We start from the raw sequence: 16,319 nt of genomic DNA on the forward strand, positions 1-16,319 counted from the left end.
GCGGCGGTAACAAGCGCTGCGGAAGCAAACAACATTGCCACTTTGTTGAGTTTCTTCATGGTTCTCCTCTAGAGAAAAGCCGCAGACTTGCTGCGATTAGTAATTTACACGCCGTGAGTGACCATCACTCAAAGCGTTACAGTAATTGTGCCATACCTACTCTGGTCAACAAGCGCGGTATCGGCTTCGTCCGACAGAGACTCCAGATTCTTTAGTATTTGTTGCTGCTTTGCCACAGAACGCCACTTTAAACTCAAGCCTTAAAATCAGAGGCTTTCCTCAAGAATCTTCTATCTTGAAAACCCCCAACCAGGCCTCTCATGACCCAGTTCGCCAAAGAAACCCTGCCCATCAGTCTTGAAGAGGAAATGCGCCGAAGCTATCTGGATTACGCGATGAGCGTGATTGTGGGTCGCGCACTGCCCGATGCGAGGGACGGTCTGAAGCCGGTACACCGGCGCGTGCTGTTTGCCATGCACGAGTTGAACAACGACTGGAACCGGCCCTACAAAAAGTCCGCTCGTATCGTGGGCGATGTGATCGGTAAATACCACCCGCATGGCGACCAGTCGGTCTACGACACCATCGTGCGCATGGCCCAGGATTTTTCGATGCGCCACATGCTGGTCGACGGCCAGGGCAATTTCGGCTCGGTCGACGGCGACAACGCGGCAGCCATGCGGTACACCGAAATCCGCTTGGCCAAAGTAGCCCATGAGCTGCTGGCCGACCTGGACAAGGAAACCGTCGATTTCGGCCCCAACTATGACGGCAGCGAGCAGGAGCCGCTGGTTCTTCCCTCGCGGCTGCCTAATCTGCTGGTCAACGGCTCTGGCGGCATCGCCGTCGGCATGGCCACCAACATTCCGCCCCACAACCTGTGTGAAGTGGTCGATGCCTGCCTGCATCTGCTCAGGAAACCAGATGCCTCCATCGAAGAACTGATGGAGATCATCCCGGCACCGGACTTTCCCACCGGCGGCATTATTTACGGCATCAACGGCGTCAAGGACGGCTACCGCACCGGGCGCGGCAAGGTCGTCATGCGTGCCAAATGCCATTTTGAGGACATCGACAAGGGCCAGCGCCAGTCCATCATCGTTGACGAACTGCCGTATCAAGTCAACAAGAAAACGCTGCAAGAGCGCATGGCCGAGCTGGTCCATGAGAAGAAGATAGAGGGCATCAGCCATATCCAGGACGAAAGCGACAAGTCCGGCATGCGTCTGGTGATTGACCTCAAGCGCGGCGAAGTCCCTGAAGTCGTACTGAACAACCTGTACAAGCAGACGCAGCTGCAGGACACCTTTGGCATCAACATGGTGGCGCTGATCAATGGCCAGCCCAAACTGTGCAACCTGAAGGACCTGATTCAGGTGTTTCTGTCGCACCGCCGCGAGGTGGTGACACGCCGCACGGTGTTCACGCTGCGCAAGGCGCGTGAACGCGGTCATGTGCTGGAAGGCCTGGCCGTGGCGCTGGCCAACATTGACGATTTCATCGCCATCATCCGCAACGCCCCCACGCCGCCGGTAGCCAAGGCGGAGTTGATGCTGCGGCCCTGGGACAGCAGCCTGGTGCGCGAAATGCTGACGCGCACCCGCGCCGATGGCGGCGTGGTCAATGCCGACGACTACCGGCCGGTTGACCTGGAACGAGCTTTTGGCATGGGCAGCGATGGCCTGTACCGGCTGTCAGAAACCCAAGCCCAGGAAATCCTGCAGATGCGTCTGCAGCGCCTGACCGGCCTGGAGCAGGACAAGATCGTGGCTGAATACAAGGAAGTCATGGCCGAGATCGACGACCTGCTGGATATTCTGGCCAAGCCCGAACGGGTGTCCATCATCATTGGCGAAGAACTGACGGCCATCCGGCTTGAGTTTGGCCAGACCAAGCTGGGCGGTCGGCGCAGCCAGATCGAGCACAGCTCGTTTGACCTGAGTACCGAAGACCTGATCACGCCCACCGACATGGTGGTCACCCTGTCGCATACCGGCTATATCAAGAGCCAGCCGCTTTCGGAATACCGCGCCCAAAAGCGAGGCGGCCGCGGCAAGCAGGCCACTGCCACCAAGGAAGATGACTGGGTTGACCAGCTGTTCATCGCCAACACGCATGACTACATCCTGTGCTTTTCCAACCGCGGCCGGCTTTACTGGCTCAAGGTCTGGGAGGTGCCGGCCGGCTCTCGCGGCTCGCGCGGCCGCCCGATTGTCAACATGTTTCCGTTGCAGGAGGGTGAGAAGATCACCGTGGTTTTGCCGCTGACCGGCGAAAAGCGTACGTTCCCGGCCGACCAGTACGTCTTTATGGGCACCTCCATGGGGACGGTGAAGAAAACAGCGTTGAACGAATTCAGCAACCCGCGCAAGGCCGGCATCATCGCGGTTGACCTTGACGAAGGCGACTACCTGATTGGCGCCTCACTGACCGATGGCAAGCACGACGTGATGCTGTTCAGCGATGGCGGCAAGGCCGTGCGCTTTGATGAAAACGATGTGCGCCCGATGGGCCGCAACGCCCGCGGCGTGCGCGGCATGACGCTGGAAGAAGGCCAGGGCGTCATCGCCATGCTGGTCGCGGAGGACGAACAACAAAGCGTGCTGACGGCGACCCAGAATGGCTACGGCAAGCGCACCTCGATTACCGAGTACACCCGTCATGGCCGCGGCACCAAAGGCATGATCGCCATCCAGCAAAGCGAGCGCAACGGGAAAGTGGTTGCCGCGACGCTGGTGCATGCAGACGATGAAATCATGCTGATCACGGACACGGGGGTGCTGGTTCGCACCCGGGTCAGTGAAATCCGCGAGATGGGAAGGGCCACCCAGGGTGTTACCCTGATTGGCCTCGACGAAGGCTCACAGTTGAGCGGACTGCAGCGAATTGTCGAAAACGACGCCTCGCTGGACGATACCGATCTTGACAACGATGCAGGCAAAAACGCCTCTAACTCCGAAAGCAACTCATGAAAAAAACATTCCTCGCGCTGGCCCTGGCTGGCCTGACACTTGCCACCGCAACGCACGCGCAAACCGCCGACCCAAAAACAGAATGGGCCGCCAAGGTTGTGGCGCTGCAGCAGGGGCCCGAACTGGATCGATTGATTGACCAGATCACCGAAAGCTCGGTGCAGGACCTGATCAATACCTGGGGCCCCAAACTGGATGCCAATGTGCCCAAGGCCAGGCAGGCCAAGGCCACGGAAGACATGAATGCCGAACTGAAGAAATACTCCGAGGACACCAGAAAAGTCATCAGCAGCAAGGTCGCCAAAGTCAGCACCGATGCCATGGTGCCCGCCTATGCAGAGCGCTTTACGGTCGATGAGCTGAAGCAACTGGCCGCCTTCTTTGAGTCGTCGGCGGTCAAAAAATACCAGGCCGCCGCGCCGGCGCTGGGCAATGTGTTTGTGCAAAAGCTTTTGGAAGCCGCCCGGCCCGACGTTGCAGCGCGTGCCAAGCAGTTCGATGACAGCGCCGCCAAAATTGTGGGCTCTGCCCCGCCGGCGGGAGCGGGCAAGCCTCCTGCCAAGAAATGACCCGACCGTTCAATTTTTCGGCGGGCCCGGCCAACTTGCCTGAAGAGGTTTTGCAGCAGGCCGCCGCCGAGATGCTGGACTGGCACGGCAGCGGCATGAGCGTGATGGAGATGAGCCATCGCGGCAAGGAATTCGTCTCGATTTACGAAAACGCCGAAGCTGATTTTCGCGCGCTGATGGTCATTCCGCCTCACTTCAAGATCCTGTTCATGCAGGGCGGCGGACTGGCCGAAAACGCCATCGTGCCGCTGAACCTGTCGCGCGGCAACGCGGCTGATTTCGTGGTGACTGGCGGTTGGAGCGACAAGTCGCAAAAAGAAGCACGCAAGTACTGCGACGTGAAGATTGCCGCCAGCAATGAAAGCAGCGGCCACACCAGCCTGCCGCCGCCCGCCAGCTGGCAACTGAGGCGCGACGCCAGCTATGTGCACCTCTGCACCAATGAAACCATTCACGGGGTGGAGTTTCAAGACCTGCCTGATTTGAAGGCCCTGGGAAGCGACGCGCCGCTGGTAATTGATTTTTCATCCCACGTTGCATCGCGGCCGGTGGATTGGTCGCGGGTCGGCCTGGCTTTTGGCGGTGCCCAGAAGAACCTCGGCCCTGCCGGCGTGACGCTCGTCGTTGTGCGAGAGGACTTGCTCGGTCACGCCCTGCCGGCCTGCCCCAGCGCCTTCAACTACAAGACGGTGGCTGACAACCAGTCGATGTACAACACGCCGCCCACCTACGCGATCTACATCGCCGGGCTGACCTTTTCGTGGCTCAAGCGCCAGACTGAAAGCGGTTTGTCGGGCGTCGCGGCCATGGAGCAGCGCAACCGGGCCAAAGCCCAACTGCTGTACGACGCCATCGACAGCTCGGCGTTTTATTTCAACAAGGTGGATCCGCAGTGCCGATCACGCATGAACGTGCCTTTTTTCCTGCGCGATGAAAGCCGCAACGACGCCTTTCTGGCCGGTGCCGCATCCCATCGCCTGCTGCAGCTAAAGGGCCACAAGTCCGTCGGCGGCATGCGCGCCAGCATTTACAACGCCATGACGATCCAGGGCGTGCAGGCGCTGGTGGCCTACATGCAAGAATTTGAGAGAACCCAAAGCTGACCATGGCCAGAACACTCCCCGAACTTCGCGACCTGATCGATGCCGCTGACATTGAGTTGCTGACGCTGCTGAACCGGCGCGCCGCGCTGGCCAACGAGGTCGGAGAGATCAAGCGCGCCGAGGGTTCAACCGTGTTCCGGCCCGAACGCGAGGCCCAGGTGATCCACGGCCTGCAGACCGCCAATCCCGGCCCGCTTAAAAGTAGCAATGTCGCCACCATCTGGCGCGAAATCATGTCGGCCTGCCGTGCGCTTGAAGCACCGCAGCGCGTCGCCTACCTGGGTCCGGCGGGCACCTTCAGCGAGGAAGCGGCGGTGCGGTTTTTCGGCTCCAGCATCGAGCATGTGCCTTGCGCCAGCTTTGATGACGTGTTTCGTGCCGCCACGGCGGGAACGGCTGATTTTGGCGTGGTCCCCGTCGAGAACAACACCGAGGGCGTGGTCACCCGCTCGCTGGACCTGTTCCTGAACTCCCCGCTTCACATCGTTGGCGAAACCAGCCTGCTGGTACGCCACAACCTGCTGCGCCTGTCCAATTCGCTGGAAGGCATCACGGCGGTCTATGCCCATCCGCAGGCCCTTGCCCAGTGCCAGAACTGGCTCAACACCCACTTGCCGCATGCCGAGCGCCATGCCGCCGCCAGCAATGCCGAGGGCGCCCGCCTGGCCTCGACCAACCCGGACTGGGCCGGCATTGCCAGCGAACGCGCCGGCGGCGAATTTGGCTTGCATGTGGCTGCACCGGCGATTCAGGACGACGCCTTCAACCGCACCCGCTTTGTCGTGGTCTGCCTGCCCCAGACCCTGCAGCCACCGCAGGCGTCAGGCAAGGACTGCATCAGCCTGATTGTTTCCGTTCCGAACAAGCCCGGCGCCGTGCATGATTTGCTGGTTCCCCTGAAAACGCATGGCGTTTCCATGACCCGCTTTGAATCCCGGCCGGCCCGCTCGGGCCAGTGGGAATACTATTTTTACATCGACTTGCAGGGTCACCCGTCGCAGCCCCATGTCAGGGCAGCACTGGCTGAATTGCAGCAGCTTTGCGCGTTTTACAAAGTGCTGGGAACCTACCCGGTCAGTGACTGATCACCGGGCAAGCTCAGGACCTGGCTCTCATGCATCGATCTCAACAAAGACAACAAAGGCAGGTGCTGCGTCATGTTTGAACAACTCGGTCTCATTGGCTGCGGCCTGATGGGCGGCTCTTTTGCGCTGGCGCTAAAACGTGCCGGCCTGGTCAAACGCGTGGTGGGCTACAGCAAGTCGCCTTCCACCACCGAGCGTGCGCGCCAGCTCGGCGTGATCGATGTGGAAGCGCCCTCCGCCCTGCTGGCCGTCTCGGGTGCCGACATCGTGCTGCTGGCGGTTCCGGTGGCCGCCACCGAGGCCACCTTCAGGGCCATCCGGCACCTGGTGGGGCCCAACACGCTGATCATGGACGTCGGCTCGACCAAGCGCGACGTGGTGGACGCGGCCAGACGGGTTTTGCGCGACCAGGTGGGCTCTTTCGTGCCCTGCCACCCCATCACCGGCAAGGAAGTTTCGGGCGTCGACTACGCGGATGCCGACCTGTACACCAGCAAGCAGGTCATCCTCACCCCGATAGAGCGAACCTTGACGGTTCAGCTGCAAAAAGCGGTCGACGTCTGGACCGCCCTGGGTTGCCATGTGGTCAAAATGTCGCCACAAGCCCACGATGCGGCGTATGCGGCGGTCAGCCACCTGCCCCACCTGATTGCGTTCGCCCTGATCAACGGCATCATGGGACAGGAGCACGGCAAAGACTACATGGCATTGGCCGGACCCGGCTTTCGCGACTTCACCCGCATCGCCGCCAGCGACCCCACCATGTGGCGCGACATCATGATCGCCAACCGCGAAGAGCTGCTGGAGCAGTCCAAAATCTTCCAGCAGACCCTGCGTTCACTCGAGCAACTGATCTCCGGCGGCAACGGTGACGCGCTGGAAGCCTTGATCGAGCAGGCCAGCGAAACGCGCGCCAACTGGCGCATCTCCTCACCCAAAACCCATTCCTGAGTCCTGGCCCATGTTTGATACCGAGTTCCTGGATATCCCGCCACTGGCCGGGGCGGGCGGCACGGTTCGCCTGCCCGGTTCCAAAAGCATTTCCAACCGGGTGCTGCTGCTGGCCGCGCTGAGCCACGGGCAAACCACCGTGCATGACCTGCTGGCGTCTGACGACACCGCCGTCATGCTGACCGCGCTCAAACAGCTGGGTTGCGGCGTGACGCAGGACGGTGCCACCGCGGTGATTGGCGGGCTGGGTGGCCGGCTCGTTAACGCCAAGGCCACCTTGTTCATGGGCAACGCCGGCACGGCCATACGGCCCCTGACGGCGGCGCTGGCATTGCTGGGCGGCGAGTTTGAACTCTCGGGCGTGCCGCGCATGCACGAGCGGCCGATTGGCGATCTGGTCGACGCGCTCAGGCAATTGGGCTGCGCGATTGACTACCTTGGCAACGAGGGCTTCCCGCCGCTGCGTTTGCGCCCCGGGCAATTGAAGCTGGACGCACCCATCCGCGTGCGGGGCGATGTGTCCAGCCAGTTTCTGACGGCGCTGCTGATGGCACTGCCGCTGATGGCCAGCCGTGACATCCAGATTGAGGTCGTGGGCGAGCTGATTTCCCGGCCCTATATAGAAATCACCCTCAAGCTGCTGGCGCGTTTCGGTATTCAGGTGCAGAGCGAAGGCTGGCAGCGCTTCACCATTCCAGCCGGTAGCCAGTACCAGTCGCCGGGTGAAATCCATGTCGAGGGCGACGCCTCGTCTGCTAGCTATTTCATAGCGCTTGGTGCTCTTGCTGAAAGGGCCGGCGGCCAAAATGGCATCGAAATTCTGGGTGTGGGCGCCGATTCGATCCAGGGCGATATCCGCTTCATCGACGCCGCCCGGCTGATGGGCGCGCAGATTGAAAGCTCCCCCAACTCGCTGCGCATCTCGCGCGGCCAGCCCGGCCAGGGCTGGCCGCTCAAGGCCATCGACCTGGACTGCAACCACATACCGGACGCCGCCATGACGCTGGCCGTGATGGCGCTGTATGCCGACGGCACCACGACGCTGCGCAACATTGCCAGCTGGCGCGTCAAGGAGACCGACCGCATCACCGCCATGGCCTGCGAGCTGCAAAAACTGGGCGCCAGCGTTGAAGAAGGGCCGGATTACCTGAAAATCACCCCGCCCGCAAAGGCCGGTGAGTGGAAGACAGCGGCCATTCATACCTACGACGACCATCGCATGGCCATGTGTTTTTCGCTGGCGGCGTTCAACCCGGCGCAGCTGCCGGTTCGCATCCTCGACCCCAAGTGCGTTGCCAAGACATTCCCGGACTATTTCGAGGCCCTGTTTGCAGTCTCCGAGGCCGAAACGGCCCGGATTCCGATCATCTGCATAGACGGCCCCACCGCATCAGGCAAGGGCAGCCTGGCCGCCATGACCGCCCGGCGACTCGGCTACCATTTCCTGGATTCGGGCGCGCTGTACCGGGTCAGCGCCTTCGCTGCCACGCGGGCCGGCATTTCGCTAGGCGATGCCGCTGGCGTGGCCAAGATTGCACGCGACCTGCCGGTGCGCTTCGAAGCCGACCGGATATTTCTGCAGGACGAGGATGTGTCTGACGCCATCCGAACCGAAACCGCCGGCATGGCGGCCTCGCGCGTGTCTGCACACCCCCAGGTCCGCATTGCCTTGCTGGAATTGCTGCACAGCTTTCGTCGCCTGCCCGGTCTGGTGGCCGATGGCCGCGACATGGGGACCGTCGTATTTCCCGACGCCCCACTCAAGATCTACCTGACCGCAAGCGCCCTGCACCGGGCCGAACGGCGCCATAAGCAATTGATTTCAAAGGGAAATTCGACTACAATCGCCGAGATTCAGCAGGATCTGGAGGCGCGTGATGCGCGGGATATGTCCCGGCAAACCGCCCCCCTCAAACCCGCTGATGACGCCCGGTTGCTGGACAATTCTGATCTGTCGATTGAAGAATCGGTGGACCAGGTGATTGACTGGTGGCAAGGCACCCGGCCCTTCTGACTCCCCACGCGCTCTTTTCTCACCGGGCGCGAGTCAGCTGGTTCATTAACGCAACCCGCGGTCTTATTAGACGTTTGACCGCAATAACCTTACCAAACCGCCGCAAGCAGCTATAAAAACAATAGCAATTCCGCTATTGGAACCCTGTTCTGTGGATTAGGAAAATCATGTCTGAATCTTTTGCCGACCTATTTAACGAATCGCTGCAACGCTCTGAAATGCGTGCCGGTGAAGTCATCACCGCTGAAGTGGTGCGCATCGATCACAACCACGTGGTTGTGAACGCCGGACTCAAATCCGAGGCGTATGTCCCCCTCGAAGAATTCAAAAACGACCAGGGCGAGCTTGAAGTCCAGGTCGGCGACTTTGTCTCCGTGGCCATCGACTCCGTCGAAAACGGCTATGGCGACACGCTGCTGAGCCGCGACAAGGCCAAGCGCCTGGCATCGTGGATGAGCCTGGAAAAAGCCCTGGAATCCGGCGAATTCGTCACCGGCCAGACCAGCGGCAAGGTCAAGGGCGGCCTGACCGTTCTGGTCAACGGCATCCGCGCTTTCCTGCCCGGCTCGCTGATCGACACCCGCCCGATCAAGGACTTGTCTCCGTACGAGAACAAGACCATGGAATTCAAGGTCATCAAGCTCGACCGCAAGCGCAACAACGTGGTGCTGAGCCGCCGCGCCGTGGTCGAAGCCAGCATGGGCGAAGAGCGCGCCAAGCTGATGGAAACCCTGAAAGAAGGCTCCGCTGTCAAGGGCATCGTCAAGAACATCACCGAATACGGTGCCTTCGTTGACCTGGGCGGCATTGACGGCCTGCTGCACATCACCGACATGGCCTGGCGCCGCGTGCGTCACCCAAGCGAAGTAGTGACGGCTGGCCAGGAAATCGTGGCCAAGATCCTGAAGTTCGACACCGAGAAAAACCGCGTGTCGCTGGGCCTGAAGCAGATGGGCGACGACCCTTGGATGGGCGTGAACCGCCGCTACCCCCAGGGTACGCGTCTGTTCGGCAAGATCACCAACATCGCCGACTACGGCGCGTTTGTCGAACTCGAGCCAGGCATCGAAGGCTTGGTCCACGTGTCCGAAATGGACTGGACCAACAAGAACGTGGCACCGAGCAAGCTCGTGGCCCTCGGTGACGAGGTCGAAGTCATGGTCCTCGAAATCGACGAAGACAAGCGCCGCATCAGCCTGGGCATGAAGCAGTGCAAGGCCAACCCATGGCAAGAATTCGCGCAGGACACCAAGCGCGGCGACCGCGTCAAGGGCCCGATCAAGTCGATCACCGACTTCGGCGTGTTCGTGGGTCTGGCTGCCGGCATCGACGGCCTGGTTCACCTGTCCGACCTGTCGTGGAACGAGCCCGGCGAAGCCGCGGTTCGCAACTACAAAAAGGGCCAGGAAGTCGAAGCGATTGTGCTGGCGGTTGACGTTGACCGCGAGCGTATCTCGCTCGGCATCAAGCAGCTCGATTCCGACCCGTTCACCACCTTCGTGTCGATCAACGACAAGGGCGCGATTGTGACCGGCAAGGTCAAGACGGTTGACGCCAAGGGCGCCGAAATCGACCTGGGCGAAGACATCATTGGCTACCTGCGCGCCAGCGAAATCAGCCGTGACCGCGTTGAAGACGCGCGCAATGTGCTGAAAGAAGGCGACGAAGTCTCCGCAGTGGTGGTGAACGTGGATCGCAAGACCCGCAACATCCAGCTGTCGGTCAAGGCCAAGGACAACGCTGACCAGCAGGAAGCCATGGCCTCCCTGAGCCAGCAATCCTCGCGCGACAACGCCGGTCTGACCAACCTGGGCGCCCTGCTGCGCGCCAAGATGGAAAACAACGAAAAATAAATAGCCCTGCGGGACAGACCGCGTGACGCAGCAAAGCTGCCCGCGCGCTCTGTCCCCAACAAGCTAGTCTTATTTCTCCATGACCCGAAGCGATCTCGTAGAAGAACTGGCAACCCGTTTCAGCCAGCTCACGCACCGTGATGCCGAATATGCCGTCAAGACCATTCTTGATGCCATGAGCGACGCACTGGTGCGGGGCCACCGGATTGAAATCAGGGGCTTTGGCAGTTTCTCCATCAACCGGCGTCCTCCCCGCATGGGCCGCAATCCGCGTTCTGGAGAGAGTGTGGCCATCCCGGAAAAACGGGTGCCCCATTTCAAACCGGGGAAGGCATTGCGCGAAGCGGTCGATGCCCGAACCCAGGAATTGCTGGCGGTCGCGGACTCCCCGTAAGGTCATGCGGTTTTCCCCCGGTGGGCTGGCTACAATCGCCAGACCACTAGGAGGATTGCCAAGTGAAATACCTGATGTGGCTGCTTAAGGCAGCCATTTTTTTTACCCTGTTTGCTTTTGCACTGAACAATCAGCAGACGGTTGCGGTGCATTTCTTTTTTGGCACCTTGTGGCAGGCGCCGCTGGTGCTGGTGGTGCTGGCGGCGTTTGCCTGCGGTCTGGCGCTGGGTGTGTTTGGCATGCTGCCGCGCTGGTGGAAGAAACGCCGGGCCGCGCAGCACCCGCTTGCAGGCGGCGCTTCCCAGGTCACTGACAACCCCTCGACGTCTCACCATGGAATTTGATTTCACCTGGGTTTTGCTCGGGCTGCCGATTTTTTTCACGCTGGGCTGGCTGGCCTCGCGGCTGGATCTGCGGCAGCTGCGCATTGAGAACCGCCAGGCGCCCAAGGCCTATTTCAAGGGCCTGAACTTCCTGCTCAACGAGCAGCAGGACCAGGCGATTGATGCCTTTATTGAAGCGGTGCAGAACGACCCGGACACCTCGGAACTGCACTTCGCCCTGGGCAACCTGTTTCGCCGTCGCGGTGAATACGAGCGTGCCGTGCGCGTACATGAACACCTGATGTCGCGCGGCGACCTGACCCAGCCCGAACGCGACCGGGCCCAGCACGCGCTGGCACTGGACTTCCTCAAGGCCGGCCTGCTCGACCGGGCCGAGATGGCCCTGCGCAGGCTGGAGGGCACGCCGTTTGAAGAGGAAGCCCGCCTCGCCCTGCTGTCGATTTATGAGCGCTCGCGCGACTGGGCCAATGCCACGGAAATTGCGGCCCGAATGGGCGGCGCCAGCCATGGCAGCTTCAGCACGCGGCAGGCGCACTACCTGTGCGAACAGGCCAGCGCGGCGGCCGCTGCCGGCGACAGCAGCATGGCCCTGGCCACCCTGCACCAGGCCGCCGCGATGGCGCCCGACGCGGCCCGGCCGCTGCTGGACCTGGCCAAACAGCAAAACCAGCTGGGCCAGCCACGAGACGCATTGCAGACGCTGTTGAAGCTGGAAAAAATGGCCCCGCAGGGCCTGCCGCTGGCCGCTGGCCTGCTGGCCAACATCGCCCTGAGCAGCGGCCAGCCTGACACGGTGCTGGCGCTGCTCAAGGCCAGCTATGCCCAGATGCCGTCCATCGACTTGATCGAAGCCATCGTCAAGCTGGAAAACGACCCGGGTGCGGCCCGCCAGTGGTACATGCAGCACCTGGAACGCCAAAGCTCCCTGATCGCGGCCGGCAAATGGATTGCCGGTGAAAAGCTGGACAATGCGCAGCATCAGGCCCTGGTGCAACGCGCGCTGGACCAGGCCACCAAACCGCTGATGCGCTATCGCTGCGCCGCCTGCGGCTTCGAAGCGACGCAGCATTTCTGGCACTGCCCGGGCTGCCAGGCCTGGGACAGCTACCCGACGCGCCGCATTGAAGAGCTGTAACCCCACCCCCATGACCATGCCCACACCCGCAACGACATTGACTCCGCAAAAAATCTCTTCGGCCCGTGTGCTGGTGGTGGGCGACGCCATGCTCGACCGTTACTGGTACGGCGCGGTGGACCGCATCTCGCCCGAAGCCCCGGTGCCGGTGGTGCGAGTGACCCGCACCGAGGAGCGAATCGGTGCCGCCGCCAACGTGGCCTACAACATCGTCACCCTGGGCGCCCAGGCTTCGCTGCTCAGCGTGGTCGGGGATGACGAAGCCAGCCACCAGCTCGAAGCGCTGGTCGCCAAAACCGGCATCACACCCTACTTTGGCCGCGACGCGCAGCTCAAAACCACCGTCAAGCTGCGCGTGATCGGGCGCCAGCAGCAGCTGATCCGGCTCGATTTTGAGAACACGCCCGAAAACGAAGTGCTGGCCTCCCAGTCGGCCGCCTTTGAAAAGCTGCACCCGCAGCATGATGCGGTGCTGTTTTCCGACTACGGCAAGGGCGGCCTGGCGCACATCGTGCTGATGATTGCCCAGGCCCGCGCGGCCGGCAAGGTGGTGCTGGTGGACCCCAAGGGCTCTGACTATGAGCGCTACAGAAATGCCAGCGTCATCACGCCCAACCGCGCCGAGCTGGAGCATGTGATTGGCCCCTGGCGCGACGAAGCCGAGCTGCACGGCAAGGCCCACGCGCTGCGCGCTGCGCTCAATTTGCAAGCCTTGCTGCTGACCCGCAGCGAAGAAGGCATGACCCTTTTTGACGAGCAGGGCGAGCTGCATGTGCCCGCCGTGACCCGCGAGGTGTTTGACGTGACCGGCGCGGGCGACACCGTCATTGCCACGCTGGCCGCCATGGTTGCCACCGGCATGAGCCTGCGCGACGCGGTGCCGATTGCCAACCGCGCTGGCGGTATCGTGGTCGGCAAGTTCGGCACCGCCACCGTGAACTACCACGAGCTGTTCGGCGAATCGCCCGCCGCGCACTGACTGTAAAGGAGTCTTCCATGAAAATCGTTGTGACCGGCGCCGCCGGCTTTATCGGCAGCAACCTGATCAAGGGCCTCAATGCCCGCGGCATGGACGACATCATCGCGGTCGACGACCTGACCCAAGGCGACAAATTCCGCAACCTGGCCGACCTGCAGATTGCCGACTATGTGGACGCCGATGATTTTTACGACCTGTTCGCCGAGGGCGCTTATGGCCAGGTCGAGGCCGTGTTTCACGAGGGCGCCTGCAGCGACACCATGGAACTCGACGGCAAGTACATGATGGACAACAATTACACGCTGTCCTGCGAGCTGTTCCAGTCCTGCCGGGAGCAGGGCACGCGGCTGCTCTACGCGTCGTCGGCGGCCACCTACGGCGGCTCTGACACCTTCAGCGAGTCGCCCGAGTTCGAAAAACCGCTCAATGTCTACGGCTACTCCAAGCTGCTGTTTGACCAGCGCATGCGGCGCGAACTGGGCGCCCGGTTTGAGCATGCCAGCACGCAGGTGGCCGGCTTTCGCTACTTCAATGTGTACGGCCCGCGCGAGCAGCACAAGGGCCGCATGGCCAGCGTGGCCTTTCACCAGTTCAACCAGTTCCAGGCCGAGGGCAAGGTCAAGCTGTTTGGCGAATACGGCGGCTACGGGCCAGGCGGCCAAATGCGCGACTTCGTCTTTATCGACGATGTGGTGGCCGTCAACCTGTGGTTTCTCGACCACCCGGAAAAATCCGGCATCTTTAACCTCGGCACCGGCCAGGCGCAACCCTTCAACGATGTCGCCATCGCCGTCGTCAACACCCTGCGCCAGGCTGGCAATGGGGCGCCGCTGAGCCTGGAAGAAGCCGCGCGCGGCGGACTGATCGACTACATCAGCTTTCCCGAAGCGCTGATCGGCAAGTACCAGAGCTACACCCAGGCCGACCTGAGCACCCTGCGCGCGGCCGGCTGCCAGCATATGTTTGCCGATGTGCAAACCGGTGTGGCCGCCTACATGCAGTGGCTCAACACCGTAAAAAGCTGACGCCTAGGGTTTTCCTGCGTAAATACACCCGCAGCAGGTCAACCCTGGCTGAAACCCGGCCGTTAACAGCTAGGACATCCTTATTCCCGGGGATGGATCCCCCGTCTGGTTTATTCAATCTTTGAGGAGTTTTCTCATGTTCAAGAAATTGCTGGCTTTTTTCGCCGCCATGTCCCTCGTTGCGGCTTTTGCAGCCGTTGACGTCAACAAAGCCTCGGAAGCCGAACTCGATGGCATCAAAGGCATCGGCCCCGTGACCAGCAAGCTGATCATGATGGAGCGTAAAAAAGGCGAGTTCAAGAACTGGGACGACTTCGTCACCCGCGTCAAGGGCGTGGGCGACAAGAGCGCCGCCAAGTTCTCCGCGGAAGGCCTGACCGTCGGCGGTGCAGCCTATACCGGTGCAGGCGCTGCTGAAGCCAAGGCAAAAGCAAAAGCCGATGTCAAAGCCGACGCCAAGAAAACCGACAAGCCTGTCACCGAAAAAGCCAAAGACGCCGCCGTGGCCACCAAGGATGCCGCCAAAGGTGCTGCCGTGGCGACCAAAGACGCCGCGAAAGAAACCGCCAAGGACGCCAAAGCCGCCGTGACGCCGAAAAAAGACGCCAAGACCGAAGCCAAGGCTGAGGCAAAAGCCGACGTCAAGGCTGACGCTGCAAAACCTGCTGCAAGCGCCGCCAAGAAGTAATTCAGGCACCCCCTTGCAAAACCCGCTCGAGAGCGGGTTTTTTGTTGGCTTTATGGCCTGTAGCCCAATATTTTAAGGCAGGTAATGCTATTCATTGAGTAGCGAATCGTGGCCCCCTGAATTCCGTCCGCAGACATGGCCAGGAAACGGTAATGGGTAATGGGTAATGGGTAATGGGTAATGGGTAATGGGTAATGATCGAGCCGAACACCGGTGTTGATTTGCTCCCGAATTGATAGCTGCCTGTGCCTATCTTGCGTGGGCTTCGGCCTTATTCCCTCATAAAAACCGGTCAGCACCCCCTTCGAATCAGTCTTCAGCGCGGCCAAAACCGCCGCCGCCCGGTGTGTGGATTTCAAACACGTCACCGGGCCGCATCTCGGCCTGGCCGATATGGCCCAGTGTTTCCACCGGTCCGTCCGCGCGCACCACCAGGTTGCGGCCGACCTGGCCCGGCTCGCCGCCCGCCATGCCAAACGCGCCATGCTTGCGGCCATTCGACAAAATACTGGCCGTCATGGCCTCCAGAAAACGCACGCGGCGCACGCCGCCGTTGCCGCCCGTCCAGCACCCGGTGCCCCCCGATTTTTCGCGAATCTCATAGCTCTCCAGTCGCACCGGAAAACGGAACTCCAGCACCTCGGGGTCGGTCAGCCGCGAGTTGGTCATGTGGGTCTGCACCACCGAGGTGCCGTTAAAGCCCTCGCCCGCGCCAGAGCCACCGCTGATGGTTTCGTAGTACTGGTGCCGCGCATTGCCAAAGGTGAAGTTGTTCATGGTGCACTGGCTGGCCGCCATCACGCCCAGCGCGCCGTACAGGGCGTTGGTGATGCAGGTCGAGGTTTCCACATTGCCGGCCACCACCGAGGCCGGCGGATTCGGGTTCAGCATCGAGCCCGGCGGAATGATGACCTTGAGCGGCTTCAGGCAACCCGCATTGAGCGGAATGTCATCGTCCACCAGCGTGCGGAACACATACAGCACCGCCGCCATGCACACCGCCGTCGGTGCGTTGAAGTTGTTGGTCTGCTGCGGCGAGGTGCCGGTAAAGTCGATCTCTGCGCTGCGGTTCTGCGTGTCGACACGAATCGCCACCCTGATCTGCGCACCGTTGTCCAGCGGCAGCGTAAACTCACCGTCTTTCAGGCGCGTGATGACGCGGCGCACCGACTCTTCGGCGTTGTCCTGCACATGGCGCATGTAGGCC

General features: G+C 61.5%; 14 protein-coding genes. 13 read left to right on the forward strand and 1 reads right to left on the reverse strand.

Annotated elements, in window-relative coordinates; translation table 11 throughout:
• Nucleotides 1-320 precede the first annotated feature (320 nt).
• From gyrA to RMO23_RS12525, 13 genes are all read left to right on the forward strand, one after another.
• Nucleotides 321-2,972, forward strand: a complete 2,652-nt coding sequence (gene gyrA, locus RMO23_RS12465; protein ID WP_309681938.1) for a DNA gyrase subunit A — start codon at nucleotides 321-323, stop codon at nucleotides 2,970-2,972.
• Nucleotides 2,969-3,541 carry a DUF2059 domain-containing protein gene (locus tag RMO23_RS12470; RefSeq protein ID WP_309681940.1) on the forward strand — a complete coding sequence of 191 codons (573 nt, stop codon included), beginning with the start codon at nucleotides 2,969-2,971 and terminating at the stop codon, nucleotides 3,539-3,541. Before gyrA ends, RMO23_RS12470 begins: the two co-directional genes overlap by 4 nt.
• Nucleotides 3,538-4,644 (forward strand): 3-phosphoserine/phosphohydroxythreonine transaminase, encoded by a 1,107-nt coding sequence (gene serC / locus RMO23_RS12475; protein WP_309681942.1) that lies wholly within the window; start codon nucleotides 3,538-3,540, stop codon nucleotides 4,642-4,644. Before RMO23_RS12470 ends, serC begins: the two co-directional genes overlap by 4 nt.
• A gap of 2 nt (nucleotides 4,645-4,646) precedes the next feature.
• Nucleotides 4,647-5,729, forward strand: coding sequence for a prephenate dehydratase (gene pheA, locus RMO23_RS12480; protein WP_309681944.1), 1,083 nt, complete (start codon nucleotides 4,647-4,649; stop codon nucleotides 5,727-5,729).
• Nucleotides 5,730-5,801: 72 nt separating this feature from the next.
• A complete protein-coding gene (locus tag RMO23_RS12485; protein WP_309681946.1) occupies nucleotides 5,802-6,680 on the forward strand; it encodes a prephenate dehydrogenase/arogenate dehydrogenase family protein in 879 nt (292 codons plus the stop codon).
• Between the two features lie 10 nt (nucleotides 6,681-6,690).
• Complete coding sequence (locus tag RMO23_RS12490; protein WP_309681948.1) at nucleotides 6,691-8,694, forward strand: bifunctional 3-phosphoshikimate 1-carboxyvinyltransferase/cytidylate kinase; 2,004 nt, start codon at nucleotides 6,691-6,693, stop codon at nucleotides 8,692-8,694.
• A gap of 167 nt (nucleotides 8,695-8,861) precedes the next feature.
• A complete protein-coding gene (gene rpsA, locus RMO23_RS12495; protein ID WP_309681950.1) occupies nucleotides 8,862-10,547 on the forward strand; it encodes a 30S ribosomal protein S1 in 1,686 nt (561 codons plus the stop codon).
• Nucleotides 10,548-10,626: 79 nt separating this feature from the next.
• Nucleotides 10,627-10,941 carry an integration host factor subunit beta gene (locus RMO23_RS12500; RefSeq protein WP_309681951.1) on the forward strand — a complete coding sequence of 105 codons (315 nt, stop codon included), beginning with the start codon at nucleotides 10,627-10,629 and terminating at the stop codon, nucleotides 10,939-10,941.
• A 62-nt stretch (nucleotides 10,942-11,003) separates the two neighbouring features.
• Nucleotides 11,004-11,285 carry a LapA family protein gene (locus tag RMO23_RS12505; RefSeq protein ID WP_309681953.1) on the forward strand — a complete coding sequence of 94 codons (282 nt, stop codon included), beginning with the start codon at nucleotides 11,004-11,006 and terminating at the stop codon, nucleotides 11,283-11,285.
• Nucleotides 11,275-12,420 (forward strand): lipopolysaccharide assembly protein LapB, encoded by a 1,146-nt coding sequence (gene lapB / locus RMO23_RS12510; protein WP_309681955.1) that lies wholly within the window; start codon nucleotides 11,275-11,277, stop codon nucleotides 12,418-12,420. Before RMO23_RS12505 ends, lapB begins: the two co-directional genes overlap by 11 nt.
• 16 nt (nucleotides 12,421-12,436) lie before the next feature.
• Nucleotides 12,437-13,399 (forward strand): D-glycero-beta-D-manno-heptose-7-phosphate kinase, encoded by a 963-nt coding sequence (gene rfaE1, locus RMO23_RS12515; RefSeq protein WP_309681957.1) that lies wholly within the window; start codon nucleotides 12,437-12,439, stop codon nucleotides 13,397-13,399.
• 17 nt (nucleotides 13,400-13,416) lie between these two features.
• Complete coding sequence (rfaD, locus tag RMO23_RS12520; RefSeq protein WP_309681959.1) at nucleotides 13,417-14,424, forward strand: ADP-glyceromanno-heptose 6-epimerase; 1,008 nt, start codon at nucleotides 13,417-13,419, stop codon at nucleotides 14,422-14,424.
• Between the two features lie 136 nt (nucleotides 14,425-14,560).
• Nucleotides 14,561-15,112, forward strand: coding sequence for a helix-hairpin-helix domain-containing protein (locus tag RMO23_RS12525; protein WP_309681961.1), 552 nt, complete (start codon nucleotides 14,561-14,563; stop codon nucleotides 15,110-15,112).
• A gap of 309 nt (nucleotides 15,113-15,421) precedes the next feature.
• On the opposite strand, the gene RMO23_RS12530 is transcribed toward RMO23_RS12525, so the two are convergent.
• Nucleotides 15,422-16,319: hydantoinase B/oxoprolinase family protein (locus tag RMO23_RS12530; protein WP_309681963.1), on the reverse strand; the 898-nt coding region annotated here is incomplete at its 5' end.

The organism is Polaromonas sp. (genome assembly GCF_031411155.1).
Taxonomy (GTDB): Bacteria; Pseudomonadota; Gammaproteobacteria; order Burkholderiales; family Burkholderiaceae_C; genus Polaromonas.